The sequence below is a fragment of the Pseudomonas sp. MWU13-2517 genome (genome assembly GCF_023242545.1).
Lineage (GTDB): Bacteria > Pseudomonadota > Gammaproteobacteria > Pseudomonadales > Pseudomonadaceae > Aquipseudomonas.
Window position 1 is genome coordinate 46,284 of sequence record NZ_JALMFA010000018.1, and the last position, 18,883, is coordinate 65,166.

Genomic DNA, 18,883 nt, shown 5'->3' on the forward strand with positions numbered 1-18,883 from the left:
AATTGAATATGCCTGCAGATTGCGTCTCCATAGTTGCCGCTGGTCATTCGCGTTTTGGTCGCCTGGAAGGCACCACCCTCGAAGACCTGATCGTCGAGGTCACCCGCGAAGCCCTGACGGACGCGGCCATCGATGCCTCAGAGATTGACGCGCTGTTTCTCGGCCACTTCAATTCCGGGCTGGTGCCCGACGGCTTTGCCGCCTCGTTACTGTTGCAGGCCGACCCGAGGCTGCGTTTCAAGCCGGCCACCCGCTGTGAGAATGCCTGTGCATCCGGTTCGGCGGCGATCCAGGCCGGGGTCCAGGCGATCCTGTCCGGCAGCGCCGAGCTGGTATTGGTGGTGGGCGCCGAGAAGATGACCCACACCTCGACTGCCGCCGTCACCCAGGCCCTGGCCGGTGCCGGTTATCAGAATGACCCGGCCGAAGCCGGCCTGAGCTTCCCGCAATTGTTCGGCCGCGCCGCGCGGCAATATGCCGAGCGCTACCATTGCCCGCTGGGCTCGATGGCGGCCATCGCCACCAAGAACCACTCCAATGCCATGGCCAACCCGTTGGCGCAGATGCACCGGGTGATGGATTTCGAGCACTGCAACAACGTGTCCCAGAGCAACCCGTTCGTGGCCGAATCGTTGCGCCTGACCGATTGCTCGCTGATCAGCGACGGTGCTGCCGCGATCATCCTGGCGTCGCCCAAGCGTGCACAGGCGTTTCGCCGCGACGTGCAGATTCGCGCGATGACCCAGGTCAACGACACACTGCCCATCGCCCGGCGCGACATCCTCGCCTTCGAAGGCCCGCAACGGGCCATCCACTCGGCGTTGCGCGGCGCGAATATCACCCTGGCCGACCTGGGTTTTGCCGAGGTGCACGACTGCTTCACCATCGCCGAACTGTTGATCTACGAGGCCATGGGGCTGGCCCCCAAAGGTGAGGGCCACCGTGTGCTCGACAGCGGCGTGGTGCGCCCGGGCGGGCGGCTGCCGGTGAACCTCTCCGGTGGGCTCAAGGCAAAGGGGCATCCGGTGGGAGCTACCGGCGTATCAATGCACGCCTTGGCGTTTCGCCAGTTGACCGGTGAGCCGATCGGCCTGGCGGCGTCCAACCCTGAGTTCGGGCTGGTGTTCAACATGGGCGGCATGGCGGTGGCCAACTACGCCTCGGTCCTGCACGCGCGGCGCAGTTGAACCATGAACATCGCCAATTGGCTACACGACACCCAACGCCGCCATCCACAGCGGCCGGCCCTGTTCGAGGGCACCCGCCAAGTGGCCGACTACGCCACCTTTGCCGCCCATGTGCGCCAGCGTGCCGCCTGCCTGGTGGACCAGCATGGCCTGGCGCCGGGCGATACCGTCGCGGTACTGATGAAGAACAGCTGCGATTACCTGGAATTGCTCTATGCGATCTGGTGGATGGGCGCGGTGGCCGTGCCGATCAATGCCAAGCTGCATCCGGCGGAGGCCGCGTGGATCGCCGCTGACGCCGAGGCTCGCGTGATTTTTACCGACGGCGGCCGGGTGTTTTCGTCGCGGGGTTTGCACGTGGGCTGCAAAGAGCTCGACGGTCATGTGCTGCCGCCGACCCGTGGTTGGCCGACCTTGGCGCAACCGGTGTTGCGCCAGGACCAGGACACCGCCTGGCTGTTCTACACCTCGGGCACCACCGGGCGCTCCAAGGGCGTGATGTTGTCCCATGGCAACCTGGTCGCCATGTCGCTGTGTTACGCCACGGATGTCGACCCGGTCAGTGCCGATGATGCGGCGCTGTATGCGGCGCCGATGTCCCATGGCGCCGGGCTGTACAACTTCATTCATGTGCGCTGCGGTGCGCGGCACGTGGTGCCGGTTTCCCACGGCTTCGATGCGGCCGAGCTGTTTGGCCTGGCGGTCGAGTTGGGCAATGTCTCGCTGTTCGCTGCGCCGACCATGGTCAAGCGCATGGTCGGGCAGGCGCGGCTTCAGGGTTACCACGGCGAAGGCATCAAGACCATCGTCTACGGCGGTGGGCCGATGTACCTGGCCGACCTGCGTGAAGCCGTCGACAGCTTTGGCCCGCGCCTGGTGCAGATCTACGGTCAGGGCGAGAGCCCGATGACCATCAGCGTGTTGCCCCGGGCAGTGATCGCCGACCGCCAACACCCCGATTGGGCAACCCTGGCGGCGTCCGTCGGCCACGCACAGTCCTGTGTTGAAATCCGCATTCTCAATGAGCAGCACCAGCCGGTGTCGACCGGTGAGCGCGGCGAAATTGCCGTGCGTGGCGCCACGGTGATGCAAGGCTATTGGCGCAACCCTGAGGCCACCCGGCAGACCCTGGTCGATGGCTGGCTGCTGACCGGCGATATCGGCTTCCTCGATGCGGCGGGTTACCTCACGCTCACGGATCGCTCCAAGGATGTGATCATCAGTGGCGGCAGTAACGTATACCCGCGTGAAGTCGAGGAGGTGCTGGCCCAGCACCCCGAGGTGTTCGAAGTGTGCGTGGTGGGGGAGGCGGATGCGCAATGGGGTGAGTCGGTGGTCGCGTTTGTGGTGACCCGCAGCGGCCAGCCGCTCGACGAGGCTGAACTGACTGCGTGGTTTGTCGCGCGCATGGCGTCTTTCAAAAAACCCAAAAAGTACCTGTTCCGTGACGAGTTGCCCAAGAACAGCTACGGCAAAATCCTCAAGACCGACTTGCGGCAGTGGTTGAAAGACGCGAGTATCGCCGCCACTCGCTAGCCGCGTTTTTTCATGGACAGAACAACAGACAAGGAGTCCCTTCGATGGGCATTCACCCGCAAGACACGGTGCGCAAACGGCGCCGGGCGTTTCTCGGCGCCACCTCCGGCCACTTGATCGAGTGGTACGACTACGGCGTCTACGGCTTTCTCGCCGTGTACATCGGCCAGGCGTTTTTCGTCTCCGATGATCCCACCACCAGCCTGCTGGCCAGCTTTGCCGCATTCGCCCTGAGCTTCTTTATCCGGCCTTTGGGTGGGCTGTTCTTCGGCCCCTTGGCGGACAAGATCGGTCGCCGCAAAACCCTGATCATGGCGCTGGTAATGATGACCGGCTCCACCGTGTTGCTGGGTTTGCTGCCCACCTATGCGACCCTCGGCATCGCGGCGCCGATCCTGCTGATCCTGGTCCGTTGCGTACAGGGCTTCTCAGCGGGCGGCGAGATCGGCACCGTCACCAGTTTCATCTCCGAATACGCCGGCCCCGGCCGTCGCGGCTTCGCCACCTGCTGGCTGATGGTGACGGCGGTACTCGGCCTGTTGCTCGGCGGTGCGGTCGCCAACGGCATGACCTGGGTACTGGGCGCCGAGGTGATGCAGGAATGGGCCTGGCGCGTGCCGTTCCTGATCGCTGCGCCCCTGGGTTTCATCTCCATGTACATCCGCTTGAAGCTGGAAGACAGCCCGGAATTCCTGGCCTTGCAACGTGCCGGGCAAACCTCGCGCGCACCCTTGCGCGAAGTCTGGCAGTGGAAGCGGGCGATTGCCCTGGTGTTCTTTATCATCACCTTGCACAGCTCGATCTTTTACCTGGTGCTGACGTTCGCCTCGACCTACATGGCCAAGATCCTCAAGTTCGACAGCGGTACCACCTTGCTCTACGTGTTTGTCGCGAGCTTCTCGGCGGCCTTCGTGATGCCGTTCGGCGGTGCGTTCACCGATAAGTACGGGCGCAAACCGTTCCTGATGGTGATCGGGACGCTGGCGACGTTGGCGATGTTCTGGCTGTTCAAGTCGGCGCCGACCGCCACGCCGGCGACGTTCTTTGCGCCGTTGATGGCGGTCGCGATTTTGTTCGGGCTGTATGCGTCGTCGACCTATGCACTGATGAGTGAACTGTTGCCGACGCGTATTCGCTCTACCGGGATCGCGGTGGCGTACAACGTGCCGGTGGCGGTATTCGGTGGCAGTGCGCCGTTGATCTCCACATGGTTGATCAAGGTGACGGGGGATATCACTTCGCCGTGGTATTTCTACGTGGCCACCGGTGTGGTGTCGTTGATAGCGCTGGTGGTATTGCGCAAGGAGGATTTTGTGGCCAGCGGGCGTCCGGCGGCGGTGCCTACGAATGCGGCACTGGCCTGACTGATGTACGCGGTCCATATGTAGCAAGGCGGCTTGCCCCGCGCGCCGGTGCACGTTTCATCAAGTGGCCGGCGTTTTCAAGGCCGTTGCGGTTTGACCGACGTTCCAAACGTATTGCCCATGCGCACGCTGGTCGCTGCCGGCGTGGTCAGGCCCACCTGGTTTGGCGCTCGTTTATTCACCGGCACGTCCTGGGCCTCGCGGTTTTTTTGCGCGGCCTTGGAGGCGTCCGGGTCGTTGCCCATTTGTTGGCTCAAGCAGCCATAGTCGGGCGCCTTATACCCGTCCACAGTGACTTCGGTGCAGCCGGTGGCAGCGGTTTCAGCGTGGGCGACCAGTGGCAAGGTGGCGCACAGTAACCAGCTGGCGAGGGTGGGGAAACGCTTCATCGGGGCCTCCTGGCGGGCCTGTGAAAAGAGGCCGTCAACGGGGCAGAGTGTAGTTCAGCGAACTTTGCATCACAGTGATGTTTTTTTTGCTGTCACCGTAATATCAGGTTCATAAACGGGCCTCAGGATGACGGTTTTCAAGGACACGTCGGCCGTGCAGCGATGGCGAGCGGGGGATGAGCAGAAGGGCTGGAGGCGAGCTGTCGGCGCCCTGGTCTTGCTATTGCTGCTCAGCGGGCTGGAGCCCGCCCAGGCGCAACCGCAGCTGCTGACGCTGGACCTGCCGGCGCAAGATCTTGAACACGCACTGCACGCCTACAGCCGCGCCACCGGCATGGCCGTGCTGGTCGACCGCGAACTGACGCGGGGCCGGCGCTCCATCGGTGTGCGCGGGCGTTTTACTGCGCAAGAGGCGCTCGCGATGCTGCTGACGGGGAGTGGTCTGATGGCGCGCTACGCGCGTGAGGATGCGTTTACCTTGCAGGTGCCCCAAGCCGTTCAGGTGCCTTCGGCCCGCGCGGTGTCGGCGCGCAATGCGGCGTGGGTCAATCACAGCTACGCCACGGCGTTGCAGCAGGCGATTGAAGCCAGCCTGTGCCGCTCGCCGCTGACCCGCCCCGGCAGTTTTCGCGCGCTGGTGCAGGTGTGGATCAGTCCTGACGGCCTGATCGAGTACAGCCGGTTGGTCAGTTCCACCGGCGATGAACAACGCGATGAGGCGCTGGTGCGCAGCCTTGGCGCGGCACAGGTCGAACGCCCTGCGCCGAGTTCGTTGCGCCAGCCCGTGACCTTACTTTTGATGCCCGACACAACAGGAATGCGCATGGAATGCACAACAGGGAAAGGAGCCTCGGGCGCATGAAAAATCCCGGGCACAGTACCATGGTCAGTTTGTTCCTGGCGTCCTACGAGGACTTCAAGGTACGCCTGCGCAAGCGCCTGGGGTCCGAAGACCTGGCCAACGACGTGCTGCATGAGACCTTTCTGCGGGTCGACCGCATGGACGTGCCCGCGAACCTGCAACAGCCCAATGCCTACCTGTACCGCATGGCACTGAACATCGCCGCCGACCGGCGCCAGGCCGATGCACGCCTGCTCACCGGCAGCGAAGTCGAAGAGCTTTTGCAAACCGCCGACGAAGCCCAGGACCCGTCGCGGGTGGTGGGCGGTCAGCGAGAAATCCAGTCCCTGGTCAAGGCGCTCTACGAATTGCCGGCGCGCCGGCGCAAGATCCTCATCGCCGCCCGCCTGGAAGAGGCGCCGCACCTGGAAATATCCCAGCGCTTCGGCATCTCCACGCGCATGGTCGAGAAGGAAATCAAGGCTGCCCTGGGCCACTGTGCCAAGCGCCTCGAAAGAAAAGTGATTCAGCGGTTCGGTCCCGGGGCCGGCAAACCGTCTTAAGTAGCGAGTCCCTGATAAAACCGTGAGTATCTGCGCGCTTGAACATCTTTAACCTCTCCACCGCCCGGAACAAAGCTGCCGACCCCTTGCACGACGAAGCGCGCGATTGGCTGGTATTGCTGACCTCGGGGCGCGCCACCGTGGCCGATGCCAAGGCGCTGCGTGCCTGGTGCGCCCGGAGCCCCGAGCATGCCCAGGCGTTCGAGCAGGCCAAGGTGCTCTGGCAGCAATTGGGCGCGGCCGCCGAACCTGTGGAACGCCCACGGCATTTTGGCCGGCGTGCCTTCCTGGGCGGTGCGCTGGCGGCCTCGGCCGCAGTGGTGATGGTGCGCGTCGGCGTGCCGGGCGGCTTTGCCGGACTGACCGCCGACTACCGCACCGCCGTCGGCGAACAACGCCAAGTGCAACTGAACGAAGGCGTGAGCCTGGAACTCAACACCCAGACGCGTATCAGCCGAGTCGGGCAGGGCATTGAGCTGCTCGAAGGCGAAGTCGAAGTGCTCGCCCAGCTTGCACAACCGCTCAAGGTCCAGGCCGGGCAGGGCTGGATCAGCGCGGCCCAGGCGCGCTTCAATGTGCGCCACACCGGCGACAGCGTGTGCGTGACCTGCGTCGAAGGCGCGCTGTCGGTGGATGCCTCCGGCAGCAGCGTCAGCCTGGGCCGTGGCAAGCAACTGACCTACGGCCCCGACGGCATCGGGGAACCGTTGGCAGTGGACACCCAGGCAGTGGTGGCCTGGCGCGAACAGGTGCTGGTGTTCAACAACGCCACCCTGGCCACGGTCGTGGACGAGATCAACCGCTACCGGCCAGGGATGTTGGTGTTACTCAACAAGGAACTGGGGCAACGGCGGGTGCAGGCACGGTTCAGCCTGCAGCAACTGGCGGGCGTGGCGTTGTTGATTCGCGATGCGTATGGGGCCAGGTGCACGGAATTGCCGGGTGGGGTGGTGTTGTTGAGTTGAGCTGAACCGCCACCTGCTTGAGCACTGCCCCTCACCACAACGGCCCCACCACCTGCCGATACCGCTCCACCCCCTGGGGCGTCTGCCTGACCAGGCTGAACTCCAGGCCCATTAGGTCTTCCCGCCGATTGCCACTCAACTGGCGCCAGCCCTTGTCCATCTCCCATACCCGTACCTGCAGATCACTGACACCCGTCAACACCACCACGCCATCCTTCGCCGCCGGCAGCGGAAAACGGTCGCGTGCGGGCGCGGCGGCGCGATAAAGGGCGTCGCCCTTGAGCCACCAACGCACCCGTAGCAAACCCTCCCCGGCCGTTGGGGCGCTGCGGATGACGTCCAGGCGAAAGCCTTTGCTGTCGGAGCTGCGTACGGTTACGGCGGCCAGTCCGGCGGGGTTGGCGGTGCCATCTTCGGTGTTGCCCGGTGCGCTCAGCTCAACGCTGGCGCGCAGGCTGAGGTCGCGTTGCAATTGGTTCACGGCGCGCAGCAGGGCTTCGGTTTGTTCGGTGCTGGCTTGCAGGTGCTGGTCGGCGCGAGTGACGCTGTCGAGGCCGCGCCAGGCGATAAGGCTGACCACGGCCATCAGCATGATCGCCACCATGACTTCGATCAGGGTGAAGCCTTGCTGGGATGTGTTCATGGCAGGCTCACCACGCGCAGCAGCCCGGCGGCGTCACGTTGCAGGCTGAGGCTGTGTTGGCCGTCGGACAGCACCACGTGCAGCGGCGGGTTGATCCATTCGGCATTGAGTACCAGCACTTGCCTGGGCTCGATCGAGACTTGCATCGGCGTACTTTCCCATCGGCGTGGGCGCAGTTGGGCGTCACCTTTGAATGCCTCGACGGCCAGGCCGTCCTCGCTGCGGCGGTTGAAGCGAAAGCCCTTGGCATCGGTGCGCAGGGTAATCGGGCGGCCGTCGGCGTGAGCTTCTGCCTGGGCCACTTGCAGCAATTGGCTGAGGCGTTCGGCGTCTTTGCGCAGCAGGTGCAGTGGGTCGGGTTTGATCGTCAGGCTGATGGCCGCGCTGGCGATACCGATGATCACCAGCACCACCATCAACTCGATCAGGGTGAAGCCTTGCTGTTTCATCGGTGGGTACCTGGAAAGCTGGCGAGTTTGAGAAATAAAACCGTATGAATTGCCCTGTAGTCTGCACATTCGGACAAACAGGAGGTCCAGCCCATGGCATTCGCCCATCGTTTTTCGCCGGCCCACGGCGTACAAGCCCTGGCCTTGTTGGCGGGCCTGGCCGGCATCGCATACTGGACACCGTTATTGCTCACCTCCGCCGAGTCCCATACACCCCAGGCGGCGCCCCAGGTGTTGGCGGCACGCAGCGATAACCCGGCGTTGCAATGGTTTGCCAATACGCCGACCGCCCTGCAGGTCAAGGTCTCGGGTGTACTGGCGGGGGCACGGGGGGCGGTGGCGATCCTCAGCCTCAACGACGGCCCGCCGCGCAGCTTTCTGCTGGGCGAACGCTTGAGCCCGGGCGTGCGGTTGACCGCCATCGAGGGCGATGGGGTGGAGATCGAGCGCGGTGGCGAGAAGGTGCGCGTCAACCTCGACAAATTGCCGCAAGGGCCTGCGTTGCCGCTGTTCACTCGGCCATGACCTGGGTGTCGAGGCGCGCCAGCGGCGGTGCGTCGCGGCTGGCGTCGAGTACCAGCAGGTTGACCTGAAACAGGCGTCCGGCCGCGCTGATGGTTTGTTCACAACGCAGTTTCAGGCGGCCCTGGTCGCAATCGAAGGTTTTTTTGCCGCTGCTCAAATGCCCACCCAGGCGTAACTCGGCCAGGCGGCTCTGCGCTGCCAGCATCGCGATGGATTTATCCCGCAGCAGACCATTGCTCTGGGTCATCAACCCGGCCACGCGCACCGCGGCAGCCATGGCCACGGCAATGATCGCCAGCGCTACCAGCACTTCGATCAGGGTAAAACCTTGCTCATTGCGACGGCCGTTCATGGCGCTCCCGAAGCCTTGGACCAGGCCCGCAGACTAGCCTCGGCAGTTGACCGATTGGCGACTAAACCTCCCGAGGATTTTCAATACGACTGACATGTGTTCTTGCAACACTGCGCCACGAATCGAACCCAAGCCAAGGAATGTCGAGATGGATATCGCGCCCCTGAACGCCCCATTGCCAGGCCCTCGCCGCCAACGCGGCTTTACCCTGATCGAGATTATGGTGGTGGTGGTCATCCTCGGGATCCTGGCGGCGATGGTAGTGCCCAAAGTGCTCGACCGCCCGGACCAGGCACGGGCCACGGCGGCGAAACAGGACATCGCGGGGTTGATGCAGGCGCTCAAACTCTATCGCCTCGACCATGGCAGCTACCCCACTATGAACCAGGGGTTGAAGGTATTGGTGGAACGCCCGGCCGATGCGAAAAACAGCAACTGGCGCGCCTACCTCGAACGCCTGCCGAATGACCCTTGGGGCAACCCCTATCACTACCTCAACCCGGGCGCCAATGGCGAGGTGGATGTGTTCTCCCTGGGCGCCGACGGCCAACCGGATGGCGATGGCGTGAATGCCGACATCGGTTCCTGGCAGTTGTAAGGCGCGCCATGAAACGATATCCCCACGCAGCGGCGAAGCAGCGCGGCATGGCGATTATCAGCGCGTTGCTGATCGCGGCGGTGGTCGCGGTGATTGCCGGCGCCATGCTCACGCGTCAGACCGTGTTCACCCGCAGCCTTGAGGCGGAGCAAGCGCGTATCCAGGGCCAGTGGCTGTTGCAGGGCGGCCTGGAGCGCAGCCGGCAGTTGCTGTGGGAGGCTCGGCAAAAAGATGTGCTGACGCGCCTCGATCAGCCTTGGGCGCGTGCACAAGGCGGAGTGTTTGAAGCGCGGATCGAAGACGAGCAAGGCAAATTCAACTTGCGCAACCTGGTCAATCGCCAGCAGCCGGATGCTCAGCAGCTACGGAGTTTCGAGCGCCTGTGCCGCCTGATCGGGGTCGATCCGGCGGTGAGCCGGCGCATCAGCCAGCGGGTGATCGCGTCCTATGACCAACCCGACAGGCCGGCCAGATACCCGATGCTGCGAAGCCTGGAGGACTTGAGCGCTATCGAGGGTCTTGAGCCGCAGGTGTTACAGCGCATGCAGGCCTACATCAGCGTGTTGCCCGGCAACACCTGGGTCAACGGCAACACGGCCCGCCCTGAAGTGCTCAGTGCGGTGGTGCCGCAACTCGACCTGGCCCAGGCGCAGGCGCTGGTGACCGAGCGTGATGGCGGGCACTGGTTCATCAACCGTGGAGATTTCGTCAACCGCCTGCGCATGCCACAGGTGGAGGTGGAGTCGGTGCAGGTGGGCATTACCAGCGAGTGGTTCCGCTTGCAGGGCCAGGCCCGGCGCGAGCAACGCCGAGTGACGATCGAAGCGCTCTTGCATCGCCCCGAAGACCGCATGCCCCGGGTGATCTGGTCGCGGGTGGGCGTATGAAGCGCTTGCGCATCGGCTTGCCGCCCCTCGACCAGCTCACGCTGGACAGTCGCGTGACCTTTGCCTGGCTGGAGCACGGTGCCGTGGTTGCCGAGGGGCAGGAATGTCTCAAGCAACTGGGTAAACACCGTCAGGCGGTCGACTGCTTTTTGCACCCTCGTGACAGCCTGCTGACCAGCCTCGAGCTGCCGCCGCTGCCGGCTGCAAAAACCGCCGCCGCCGTGGCCTGTGCGGCTCAGGCGCTGATCCTTGGTCCGGTGGAGCAGATGGTGGTCGCCCACGGCCCACGCGGCAGCGATGGCACCGTACAGGTGGCCTGGGTGCCCAGGGCGGGGCTGGAGCACCTTGGCCAGGTGCTGGCCCAAGTGCCGCTCGCATTGCGTGGCGTGTACCCGGCGCCCTTTGCGTTGCCGGTGGCGACGGCAACGCTGGATGAAGGTTATGGGCTGACCCGCGACAGCCTGCAACAAGGCTCGGTGCATCCGTTGGGCCAACAGACGCTTGAGCTGCCATGGGTAGACGCGGCCCTGCGTTGGAGTGGCGCCCCGCCTGCCTGGGGGTTGCACGGCCGTCTCAGCCAGGCGGCAACCGGGGGTTGGGGCAGGGCGCTGGCGGGGGTGGCGTTGGCCATCGCCATCTGGACCCTGGGCCTGAACCTTTACGCCGCGCGCCAAGTTGCGGAAGGCCAGCGGCTCAAGGCGCAGATGGGCCAGCAAGTGCGCCAGGCGTTCCCCGAATTGCCGGTGGTGCTCAATCCATTGCAGCAGGCCCGTCAACAGTTGGCGGCGCGGCAAGCCGGCGCGGCCACCGACCCTGGCCAGCGGTTCAGCAGCCTGTTGCAACTGGCCGGCAGCAACCTGCCGTTCATGGTTGCCAGTGTCGACACGCTGAGTTTCGAGCAAGGCCGCCTGCACCTGGGTTTGCTCACCGACAGCCGCAGCCCGCAAGTGGAGAGCGACAAGCAGGCCGCGTTGGCCCAGGCCGGTTTTACCGCAACCCGCGACGAGCACGGCTGGATCGTTGCGCCCACCGAGGCGGCAACCGCTGCGGGAGCCGAAGAAGATGAATAAGTGGCAGCGAGCACGCAGCCAATCCCAAACGTTCTGGAGCGGCCTGGCGCTACGCGAAAAACGCATGCTCAGCGGTGCCGTGTTGGTGCTGGTGGGCCTGCTGACCTGGCTGATCCTCGTGCAGCCCGCATTGAAAAAGATCGATTACTGGCAGGTCGAAACGCCCAAGCTACGGTCCCAGGCCGAGGCCCTGCAGGTGTTGCTGCAGGGTGTTGCGGCACCTCGCAGCGCCGACGAGGCCGCCTTGCGTCAGGCACTGGATGGCGCCGGCCTGCAGGGCCGTTACCAATTGCAGGCGCTGGACGCCGGCAGTTGGCGCCTGACCTTCGACAGCGCCCCGGCGGACGCCGTGGTGGATTGGCTGCTGGGTAACCCCCGTTCATTTTCCCTGGAGGTGTCCGAAGCGCACTTGCAACGCGCTGGCGACGCCGTCGACAACTCGGCCGGCACTGTGTCCGGGACCGTTCGCATGGATCAGGCGCTTGGCGCTAAGGAAGCTTCATGAAGTGGTCAGTCTCTCATCCCGCGCCGTTTCGCAAGGTCGCGCCACTGCTGTTGCTGGCCCTGAGCGCGTGCAGCAACACCCCATCGACCAAACCGCTGGTGGTGGACAGTGAACTCGGCCAGCCGTTGGCCGAAACCCGACGTAATGGCGATAGCGTGCTGGACCGTCAGCGCGAACCGCCCCTGGCGCCGCGAGTGCAGCACCCTGTGACCAGCAGCGCCCGTGGCCATGCCCCCACCGTGGTCAAGGCACGCAACCCGCTGGGCGACCAGCCGGTGCAACTGAACTTTGTCGATGCGGATATTCAAGCGGTGGTGCGCGCACTGTCCCGCGCCACCGGCCAACAGTTTCTGGTGGACCCGCGAGTGAAGGGCAACCTGACCCTGGTCAGCGAAGGCCAGGTGCCCGCGCACCAGGCTTACGACATGCTGCTGGCGGCGCTGCGCATGCAGGGCTTCAGCGTGGTCGACGTGGGCGGCGTGGCCCAAGTGGTGCCGGAAGCCGACGCCAAACTGCTCGGTGGTCCGATCAACAGTGCCGGCAGCAGTGGCATGCAAACCCGCACCTTCCGCCTGCAATATGAAAACGCGGTGAACCTGATCCCGGTGTTGCGTCCCATCGTGTCGCCCAACAACCCGATCAACGCTTACCCCGGCAACAACAGCATCGTCATCACCGACTATGCGGAAAACCTCACGCGGGTGGCGCAGATCATCAGCGGCATCGACACCCCCAGTGCCATCGACACCGACGTGGTGAAAGTGCAGAACGGCATCGCGGTGGACATTGCCGCCATGGTCGCCGAACTGCTGGAAACCCAGGGGGCCGACCAGACCCAGAAGATCAATGTGGTGGGCGACCCCCGTTCCAACTCGATCATCATTCGCTCCGGCAGCCCCGAGCGCACGGAGTTGGCGCGCAACTTGATCTACAAGCTCGACAATGCCCAGAGCAACCCGAGCAATATGCACGTGGTGTACCTGCGCAACGCCCAGGCGGGGAAGCTGGCGCAGTCGTTGCGCGGGTTGCTCACCGGTGAAAGCGAGTCCGGCGTCAGCGATGAAGCCCGTGGCAAGCTCAGTTCCATGGGCGGCAACCCCCAGAGTAGTTCTGGCAACCCGACGCAAAACAGCAGCGGTACGCCCACCGGCAGTGGCGTGCAACCGAGCTATAGTGCCGACAAACCACCCAGCGCCGGCACTTCCAGCGACCAGAACACTGCGTTCAGTGCCGGTGGCGTGACGATCCAGGCCGACGCCACCACCAACACCTTGCTGATCTCCGCGCCCGACCCGCTGTACCGCAACCTGCGTGAAGTCATCGACATGCTCGACCAGCGCCGCGCCCAAGTGGTCATCGAAAGCCTGATCGTGGAAGTCAGCGAAGACGATGCCAGTGAATTCGGTGTGCAGTGGCAGGCCGGCAACCTCGGCGGCAAGGGTGGTTTCGGCGGCGTCAACCTGGGCGGCAGTGGTTTGAACGGCACGCCCGGCGCCAAGACCAGCATCGATGTGTTGCCCAAGGGCTTGAATATCGGGCTGGTCAACGGCTCGGTGGATATTCCGGGGATCGGCAAGGTGCTGGACCTCAAGGTGTTGGCCCGGGCGTTGAAGAGCAAAGGCGGCACCAACGTACTGTCCACTCCGAACCTGCTGACCCTGGACAACGAAGCGGCGAGCATTTTCGTCGGGCAGACCATCCCGTTTGTCACCGGCAGTTACGTGACGGGCGGTGGCGGCACCAGCAACAACCCGTTCCAGACCGTGCAGCGTGAAGAAGTGGGGCTCAAGCTGAACGTACGGCCGCAGATTTCCGAGGGCGGCACGGTGAAGCTGGACATTTACCAGGAGGTCAGCAGCGTTGACTCGCGGGCCTCGGTGGACGCCGGGACGGTGACGAGCAAGCGGGCGATCGATACCAGCATTCTGTTGGATGACGGGCAGATCATGGTGCTGGGCGGCTTGCTGCAGGATGGCTACAGCCAGAGCAACGATGGGGTGCCTTGGTTGGCGGATATCCCGGGGTTGGGTGCGCTGTTTCGCAGCGAGAAGCGCAGTGTGACCAAGACCAATTTGATGGTGTTCCTGCGGCCCTACATCATTCGAGACAGTGGGGCAGGGCGCAGCATTACGTTGAATCGCTATGAGTTCATGCGCCGGGCCCAGGGTGGGTTGCAGCCGGAGCGTAGCTGGGCGATGCCGGATGTGCAGGCGCCGCAGTTGCCTTCGGTGGAGAAGGCGATACCGGGGGCGCAGCAGCAGGGGCCTCGGGCGGTTATTCGGGCGGTGCCGGTGTCTGGGGCGCGGCCATGAGATCTTTGGCTGTGTACATATCCGTTTCGTCGGTAACGGCCGCTGATGGTTCCGCTCTTACAGCGGGTCACTTTTGGAGGGACCCAAAAGTAACCAAAAGGTCCTTGCCCCACCACTCGGTGCCTCGCCTGGGCTCGGCATGCCCTCACTCCGGTTTGAATCCGTGGGCCGCCGTCATGGGCCATCCCTGGCCCAGGACGGCTAACCCGGCGTCCTGCCGGGTTACCCACGGATTCAAGCCTGCGTTCGGCCAGCGTGGTTTTATGGGGCGCTTAAGATCAAAAACCAGATCAAAAACCAGATCAAGGGCTGATGGCTGTCTTCCTGACATCTCGAGGTTTACATGTGGGAGGGGGCTTGGCTGCGATGGGGCGGTCATAAGTGGCCGTGAGCGCAGTGACGGATATGTACTCGGTCTATCTAAAGCCAGCGCAAGCGAGTCAATCCAATGAGCCTGCTTCCCTACGCCTGGGCCAAATCCCAACGCATCCTCCTGCGCCCCAGCGAGCAGGGCATGCTATTGACCGTATGTCCCTCGACCCCCGGCTGGTCCATCAGTGAAGTCTACCGCCAATTCGGCCAGGCCCAGCTCGAACAGGTTCGCGACGACGAACTCGACGGTCTGCTCACCAGTGCCTACGCCGACACCGGCAGCGCCGCCGCGGTCGTCGGCGCCGCTGAAAATGAGGTGGACCTCGACCGCCTGATGCAAGACATGCCCGAGATTACCGACCTGCTCGACACCCAGGACGGCGCGCCGGTGATTCGCATGATTAACGCCTTGCTCACCCAGGCCGCCCGTGACGAAGCCAGTGATATCCATATCGAGCCCTACGAAACCCACTCCGTGGTGCGCTACCGCGTCGACGGCACCCTGCGGGATGTCGTGTCGCCGCGCAAGGCGCTGCATGGCGCGCTGGTGTCACGGATCAAGATCATGGCGCAGCTCGATATCGCCGAAAAACGCTTGCCCCAGGACGGCCGCATTGCCTTGCGTGTGGCCGGGCGGCCGATTGATATCCGGGTGTCGACGGTGCCCACCGGGCATGGCGAGCGAGTGGTGATGCGTTTGCTCGACAAGCAGGCCGGGCGCCTGCAACTGGAAACCCTGGGCATGGACCCGCAACTGCTGGCGCGCCTCGATACATTGATCCGCCAGCCCCACGGCATCGTGCTGGTCACCGGGCCTACCGGCAGCGGCAAGACCACCAGCCTGTACGCCGCCCTGGCGCGACTGGATGCAAGTACCAGTAATATCCTCACCGTGGAGGACCCGGTGGAGTATGACCTGCCGGGCATCAGCCAGATTCAGGTGAACGCCAAGATCGACATGACTTTCGGCCTGGCCTTGCGCGCGATTCTGCGGCAGGACCCGGACATCATCATGATCGGTGAAATCCGTGACCTGGAGACCGCGCAAATCGCCGTGCAAGCCTCGCTCACCGGCCATTTGGTGCTCGCCACGCTGCACACCAACGACGCAGTGTCGGCGGTCAACCGTTTGATCGACATGGGCGTGGAGCCGTTCCTGTTGGCGTCGTCCCTGCTCGGCGTATTGGCGCAACGCCTGGTGCGTCGCCTGTGCCCCCATTGCAAGCAGGAGGATCCAGCCGCGCCCGGCACCTGGCGCCCGGTGGGGTGTGCGCAGTGCAACCAGATCGGCTACAGCGGGCGTACCGGTATCCATGAATTGTTCTGTGTCGATGACGACGTGCGCAGCCTGATCCACCAGGGTGCCGGCGAGCAGGACCTGCGCCTGGCCGCCCGGCGTGCCGGGATGTTCAGCATGCGTGAAGATGGCGAGCGCTGGGTGCGCAGCGGTGCCACCGCGCCCGAAGAAATCCTGCGTGTGACACGGGACGCCTGATGAATCGCTATCGCTATGAGGCCGCCGACGCCAGCGGCAAGGTCGAAGCCGGGCACGTCGAGGCCGACAGTCAGAGTGCTGCGTTCGCCAGCTTGCGGGGGCGAGGCTTGACCGCATTGTTGGTGCAGATTGAGGGCAATCAACAAGCGGCGGCCGGCGGCAGCCTGTTCAGCGCCAAGCTGTCGGACAACGACTTGGCCTGGGCCACGCGCCAGCTGGCAAGCCTGTTGGGCGCCAGCCTGCCGTTGGAAGCGGCCTTGAGCGCAACGGTGGAGCAGGCCGAGAAAAAGCACATCGCCCATACCCTCAGCGCCGTACGTACCGATGTTCGCGCTGGTATGCGCCTGGCCGATGCGCTGGCGGCGCGACCGCGGGATTTTCCGTCGATCTACCGTGCGTTGATTGCAGCAGGGGAGGAGTCTGGCGACCTGGCCCAGGTGATGGAGCGGTTGGCCGACTACATCGAAGAGCGCAACAACCTGCGTGGCAAGATCATGACCGCATTCATCTACCCCGGCGTGGTCGGCCTGGTGTCCATTGGCATCGTGATTTTCCTGTTGAGCTACGTGGTGCCCCAGGTGGTCAGCGCGTTTTCCCAGGCGCGCCAGGACTTGCCGGGCCTTACCCTGGCCATGCTCAACGCCAGCGACTTTATACGGGCCTGGGGCTGGTTGTGTTTTGCCGGGATCGTCGGTGGCTTCTGGGGCTGGCGCCTGTATTTGCGCAACCCTGTGGCGCGCCTGAACTGGCACAGCCGGGTGCTGCGCCTGCCGCTGATCGGGCGCTTCGTACTGGGCCTGAATACCGCGCGGTTCGCCTCGACCCTGGCGATCCTCGGCGGTGCCGGGGTGCCGTTGCTACGCGCGCTGGAGGCCGCGCGCCAGACGTTATCGAATGATCGCTTGAGCCAGTGCGTCAACGAAGCCACGGCCAAGGTGCGCGAAGGCGCCAATCTGGCGCCGGCGCTGGCGCTGGAAAAAGTCTTCCCGCCGGTACTGATCCACCTGATCGCCAGCGGCGAAAAAACCGGCTCACTGCCGCCGATGCTCGAGCGCGCGGCACAAACCTTGTCCCGGGATATCGAACGCCGCGCCATGGGCATGACGGCGTTGCTGGAGCCCTTGATGATCGTCGTGATGGGCGCGGTGGTGCTGGTGATTGTGATGGCGGTGCTGTTGCCGATCATTGAAATCAACCAACTGGTGACCTAGGCCACCCGAGCGACCTCGGGTTCCTCGTTCTGTCATTTTCCAGCCCTTGCCGCACGGCCTGTGCCGCCTCCAGCCTTGGGCTGAAACAACGCGTTGAAACCCCGCTGTCACCTGCGTCAAAACCGTTCGGAATGATGACCGAAACACCCGAGAATCTTTTTCAAAATCAAGCGCTTCCTCCCGAGGTTTTTTCCCTCAGCTGTCATCGGATGCTGCGAAATTTCCTACCCATGGCCTCAGCCCTCGCCACCCCCGGTACACGGCTTGGGATCGAAGCCATGGCGTCATGCAAGAGCCATCTACCCCAAAACGTACGAACACGACGAAAGGAGATTCTTCATGTTTAAGCGCACTATGATCGCGGCCTCTTTGGTGGTTGCAGCACTGGCTTCGGCCCAATCCATGGCTGCCGTGGTCGGCGGCGGCGCCACCCTGCCGGAAAAACTCTACGGCAGCACTGCGACATCCACGACGGCTACCGGCATTCTGTCTGCCACTGTTCCAGGTTTCAGCCCTTACATCGGCGTAGGCAGCGGCGATGGCAAGAAGGCGTTCTTCGGTAATGATTCGACCAAGCTGAAATTGGCCGCCGGCATCAACGTTGATTATGCAGGCAGCGATTCGGTAGTCAGTGCCGCGGAACTGGCTGCCTACAATGCCGACGCCGTTAACGGCCGCACTGCCTACGGCCCGCTGATTCAAATCCCGGCCGAAGCCACTTCGGTGACTGTGCCTTATCACATCGATGGTCAAACCTCGCTGAAGCTCACCAGCGCCCAACTGGCTGATATCTTTGCCGGCAAAATCACCAACTGGAACCAGGTGCAGTTCAACGGCGCTGCCGGTCCAAACCTGCAGATCAAAGTGGTTTATCGCCAGGAAACCAGCGGCACCACCGAGATCTTCACCAACCACCTCAAGGCGGTGAAACCTGCTTCGGTACCGACTGTGAGCAACAGCTTCGCGACCGCCGTCGGCTTTGACCCAGTCTCCAACGCCCCGGCCGGCTCCAGCTACATCGCGGTCACCGGCAGCGGCGGTGTTGCCAGTGCAGTCGCCGGCAACAACGGTGCCATCGGTTACGTCAGCCCCGACTACGCTCAGTTCAACGACGCTACCAAAGTGGCTTCGGTGAACGGTTACCTGCCGACCGAAGTCAACGTTCAAGCCAGCCTCGATACCGTGGCTCCGCCGGCGCTTGGCAGCAATGACGCCAAGGACCCGTTGAAGTGGGTTCCTACGTTCGCCAACCCAAGCGTGGGTTACCCGATTGTGGGCTACACCAACCTGGTCTTCAGCCAGTGCTACAAAGACACCACTGATACCGCGCGTATTCGCGTATTCCTGAACCGTCACTACACCGGTCTGAACAACTCGGCCATCAGCAGCCACTCCTTCATCCCGCTGTCCACTACCTGGCAGAAAGCTGTCTACGACAACTTCTATGCCACCACCAGCGCCTTGCGCCTGGGCGACACCAACACCTGCAACGGTATTGGTCGTCCGCAGTAAGACCCCGTCTCGACAGGGTTGGCCCACAGCCGGCAATGACTTCGTGTCATTGCCGGTTTTGTCGTTTTCCAGCCCAGCGAACCAGTTGAACCGCAACGCATGAACAT

Annotated in this window: 19 protein-coding genes; 15 read left to right on the forward strand and 4 right to left on the reverse strand. The window is 63.8% G+C overall.

Annotated elements, in window-relative coordinates:
- Positions 1 to 8 precede the first annotated feature (8 nt).
- Genes M5B97_RS23575 through M5B97_RS23585 form a run of 3 tightly spaced genes read left to right on the forward strand, consistent with a single transcriptional unit; the run spans position 9 to position 4,087 of the window.
- Entirely contained in the window at positions 9 to 1,187 is a 1,179-nt protein-coding gene (locus tag M5B97_RS23575; protein ID WP_248732822.1) for an acetyl-CoA acetyltransferase, read from the forward strand.
- A 3-nt stretch (positions 1,188 to 1,190) separates the two neighbouring features.
- Positions 1,191 to 2,723: an AMP-binding protein gene (locus tag M5B97_RS23580; protein ID WP_248732823.1), complete on the forward strand. Its 1,533-nt coding sequence runs from the start codon at positions 1,191 to 1,193 to the stop codon at positions 2,721 to 2,723.
- A gap of 44 nt (positions 2,724 to 2,767) precedes the next feature.
- A complete protein-coding gene (locus tag M5B97_RS23585) occupies positions 2,768 to 4,087 on the forward strand; it encodes an MFS transporter (RefSeq protein ID WP_248732824.1) in 1,320 nt (439 codons plus the stop codon).
- Positions 4,088 to 4,164: 77 nt separating this feature from the next.
- On the opposite strand, the gene M5B97_RS23590 is transcribed toward M5B97_RS23585, so the two are convergent.
- Entirely contained in the window at positions 4,165 to 4,476 is a 312-nt protein-coding gene (locus tag M5B97_RS23590) for a hypothetical protein (protein WP_134661174.1), read from the reverse strand.
- 217 nt (positions 4,477 to 4,693) lie between these two features.
- Between M5B97_RS23590 and M5B97_RS23595 the strand changes: the two genes are divergently transcribed.
- Genes M5B97_RS23595 through M5B97_RS23605 form a run of 3 tightly spaced genes read left to right on the forward strand, consistent with a single transcriptional unit; the run spans position 4,694 to position 6,845 of the window.
- Positions 4,694 to 5,338 (forward strand): secretin and TonB N-terminal domain-containing protein, encoded by a 645-nt coding sequence (locus M5B97_RS23595; RefSeq protein WP_248732869.1) that lies wholly within the window; start codon positions 4,694 to 4,696, stop codon positions 5,336 to 5,338.
- Positions 5,335 to 5,880 carry an RNA polymerase sigma factor gene (locus tag M5B97_RS23600; protein WP_134661173.1) on the forward strand — a complete coding sequence of 182 codons (546 nt, stop codon included), beginning with the start codon at positions 5,335 to 5,337 and terminating at the stop codon, positions 5,878 to 5,880. The genes M5B97_RS23595 and M5B97_RS23600 overlap by 4 nt, the downstream gene beginning before the upstream one ends.
- A 38-nt stretch (positions 5,881 to 5,918) precedes the next feature.
- On the forward strand, positions 5,919 to 6,845 hold the full coding sequence (locus M5B97_RS23605; protein WP_248732825.1) for a FecR domain-containing protein: 927 nt from the start codon (positions 5,919 to 5,921) through the stop codon (positions 6,843 to 6,845).
- Positions 6,846 to 6,876: 31 nt separating this feature from the next.
- Here M5B97_RS23605 and M5B97_RS23610 read toward each other — a convergent pair whose 3' ends face one another.
- Positions 6,877 to 7,488, reverse strand: coding sequence for a prepilin-type N-terminal cleavage/methylation domain-containing protein (locus M5B97_RS23610; protein WP_248732826.1), 612 nt, complete (start codon positions 7,486 to 7,488; stop codon positions 6,877 to 6,879).
- On the reverse strand, positions 7,485 to 7,937 hold the full coding sequence (gene gspH, locus M5B97_RS23615) for a type II secretion system minor pseudopilin GspH (protein ID WP_248732827.1): 453 nt from the start codon (positions 7,935 to 7,937) through the stop codon (positions 7,485 to 7,487). The genes M5B97_RS23610 and gspH overlap by 4 nt, the downstream gene beginning before the upstream one ends.
- Positions 7,938 to 8,030: 93 nt before the next feature.
- Here gspH and M5B97_RS23620 point away from each other — a divergent pair, with 93 nt between their 5' ends.
- Positions 8,031 to 8,462: a type II secretion system protein N gene (locus M5B97_RS23620; protein WP_248732828.1), complete on the forward strand. Its 432-nt coding sequence runs from the start codon at positions 8,031 to 8,033 to the stop codon at positions 8,460 to 8,462.
- On the opposite strand, the gene gspI is transcribed toward M5B97_RS23620, so the two are convergent.
- Positions 8,449 to 8,814, reverse strand: a complete 366-nt coding sequence (gspI, locus tag M5B97_RS23625; protein ID WP_248732829.1) for a type II secretion system minor pseudopilin GspI — start codon at positions 8,812 to 8,814, stop codon at positions 8,449 to 8,451. The two genes, M5B97_RS23620 and gspI, sit on opposite strands and share 14 nt — an antisense overlap.
- Positions 8,815 to 8,962: 148 nt before the next feature.
- Between gspI and gspG the strand changes: the two genes are divergently transcribed.
- The 8 genes from gspG to M5B97_RS23665 all read left to right on the forward strand — a co-directional run bounded on the left by gspG (position 8,963) and on the right by M5B97_RS23665 (position 18,776).
- On the forward strand, positions 8,963 to 9,412 hold the full coding sequence (gspG, locus tag M5B97_RS23630; protein ID WP_134661167.1) for a type II secretion system major pseudopilin GspG: 450 nt from the start codon (positions 8,963 to 8,965) through the stop codon (positions 9,410 to 9,412).
- A gap of 8 nt (positions 9,413 to 9,420) precedes the next feature.
- On the forward strand, positions 9,421 to 10,299 hold the full coding sequence (gene gspK, locus M5B97_RS23635; protein ID WP_248732830.1) for a type II secretion system minor pseudopilin GspK: 879 nt from the start codon (positions 9,421 to 9,423) through the stop codon (positions 10,297 to 10,299).
- Positions 10,296 to 11,369, forward strand: a complete 1,074-nt coding sequence (gspL, locus tag M5B97_RS23640) for a type II secretion system protein GspL (protein WP_248732831.1) — start codon at positions 10,296 to 10,298, stop codon at positions 11,367 to 11,369. The genes gspK and gspL overlap by 4 nt, the downstream gene beginning before the upstream one ends.
- Positions 11,362 to 11,874, forward strand: coding sequence for a type II secretion system protein GspM (gene gspM / locus M5B97_RS23645; protein ID WP_248732832.1), 513 nt, complete (start codon positions 11,362 to 11,364; stop codon positions 11,872 to 11,874). The genes gspL and gspM overlap by 8 nt, the downstream gene beginning before the upstream one ends.
- Positions 11,871 to 14,186: a type II secretion system secretin GspD gene (gene gspD / locus M5B97_RS23650; protein ID WP_248732833.1), complete on the forward strand. Its 2,316-nt coding sequence runs from the start codon at positions 11,871 to 11,873 to the stop codon at positions 14,184 to 14,186. Before gspM ends, gspD begins: the two co-directional genes overlap by 4 nt.
- Before the next feature lie 448 nt (positions 14,187 to 14,634).
- Positions 14,635 to 16,053, forward strand: a complete 1,419-nt coding sequence (gene gspE / locus M5B97_RS23655) for a type II secretion system ATPase GspE (protein WP_248732834.1) — start codon at positions 14,635 to 14,637, stop codon at positions 16,051 to 16,053.
- Positions 16,053 to 17,264, forward strand: a complete 1,212-nt coding sequence (gene gspF / locus M5B97_RS23660; protein WP_134661162.1) for a type II secretion system inner membrane protein GspF — start codon at positions 16,053 to 16,055, stop codon at positions 17,262 to 17,264. Before gspE ends, gspF begins: the two co-directional genes overlap by 1 nt.
- Before the next feature lie 339 nt (positions 17,265 to 17,603).
- Entirely contained in the window at positions 17,604 to 18,776 is a 1,173-nt protein-coding gene (locus tag M5B97_RS23665; protein WP_134661161.1) for a substrate-binding domain-containing protein, read from the forward strand.
- Positions 18,777 to 18,883: the final 107 nt, after the last annotated feature.

Bases quoted from the DNA above. Each gene is read 5' to 3' on its own strand.
- M5B97_RS23575 (WP_248732822.1), top strand. From the start codon at position 9: ATGCCTGCAGATTGCGTCTCCATAGTTGCCGCTGGTCATTCGCGTTTT.
- M5B97_RS23580 (WP_248732823.1), top strand. From the start codon at position 1,191: ATGAACATCGCCAATTGGCTACACGACACCCAACGCCGCCATCCACAG.
- M5B97_RS23585 (WP_248732824.1), top strand. From the start codon at position 2,768: ATGGGCATTCACCCGCAAGACACGGTGCGCAAACGGCGCCGGGCGTTT.
- M5B97_RS23590 (WP_134661174.1), bottom strand. From the start codon at position 4,476: ATGAAGCGTTTCCCCACCCTCGCCAGCTGGTTACTGTGCGCCACCTTG.
- M5B97_RS23600 (WP_134661173.1), top strand. From the start codon at position 5,335: ATGAAAAATCCCGGGCACAGTACCATGGTCAGTTTGTTCCTGGCGTCC.
- M5B97_RS23610 (WP_248732826.1), bottom strand. From the start codon at position 7,488: ATGAACACATCCCAGCAAGGCTTCACCCTGATCGAAGTCATGGTGGCG.
- gspH (WP_248732827.1), bottom strand. From the start codon at position 7,937: ATGAAACAGCAAGGCTTCACCCTGATCGAGTTGATGGTGGTGCTGGTG.
- M5B97_RS23620 (WP_248732828.1), top strand. From the start codon at position 8,031: ATGGCATTCGCCCATCGTTTTTCGCCGGCCCACGGCGTACAAGCCCTG.
- gspI (WP_248732829.1), bottom strand. From the start codon at position 8,814: ATGAACGGCCGTCGCAATGAGCAAGGTTTTACCCTGATCGAAGTGCTG.
- gspG (WP_134661167.1), top strand. From the start codon at position 8,963: ATGGATATCGCGCCCCTGAACGCCCCATTGCCAGGCCCTCGCCGCCAA.
- gspK (WP_248732830.1), top strand. From the start codon at position 9,421: ATGAAACGATATCCCCACGCAGCGGCGAAGCAGCGCGGCATGGCGATT.
- gspL (WP_248732831.1), top strand. From the start codon at position 10,296: ATGAAGCGCTTGCGCATCGGCTTGCCGCCCCTCGACCAGCTCACGCTG.
- gspM (WP_248732832.1), top strand. From the start codon at position 11,362: ATGAATAAGTGGCAGCGAGCACGCAGCCAATCCCAAACGTTCTGGAGC.
- gspD (WP_248732833.1), top strand. From the start codon at position 11,871: ATGAAGTGGTCAGTCTCTCATCCCGCGCCGTTTCGCAAGGTCGCGCCA.
- gspE (WP_248732834.1), top strand. From the start codon at position 14,635: ATGAGCCTGCTTCCCTACGCCTGGGCCAAATCCCAACGCATCCTCCTG.
- gspF (WP_134661162.1), top strand. From the start codon at position 16,053: ATGAATCGCTATCGCTATGAGGCCGCCGACGCCAGCGGCAAGGTCGAA.
- M5B97_RS23665 (WP_134661161.1), top strand. From the start codon at position 17,604: ATGTTTAAGCGCACTATGATCGCGGCCTCTTTGGTGGTTGCAGCACTG.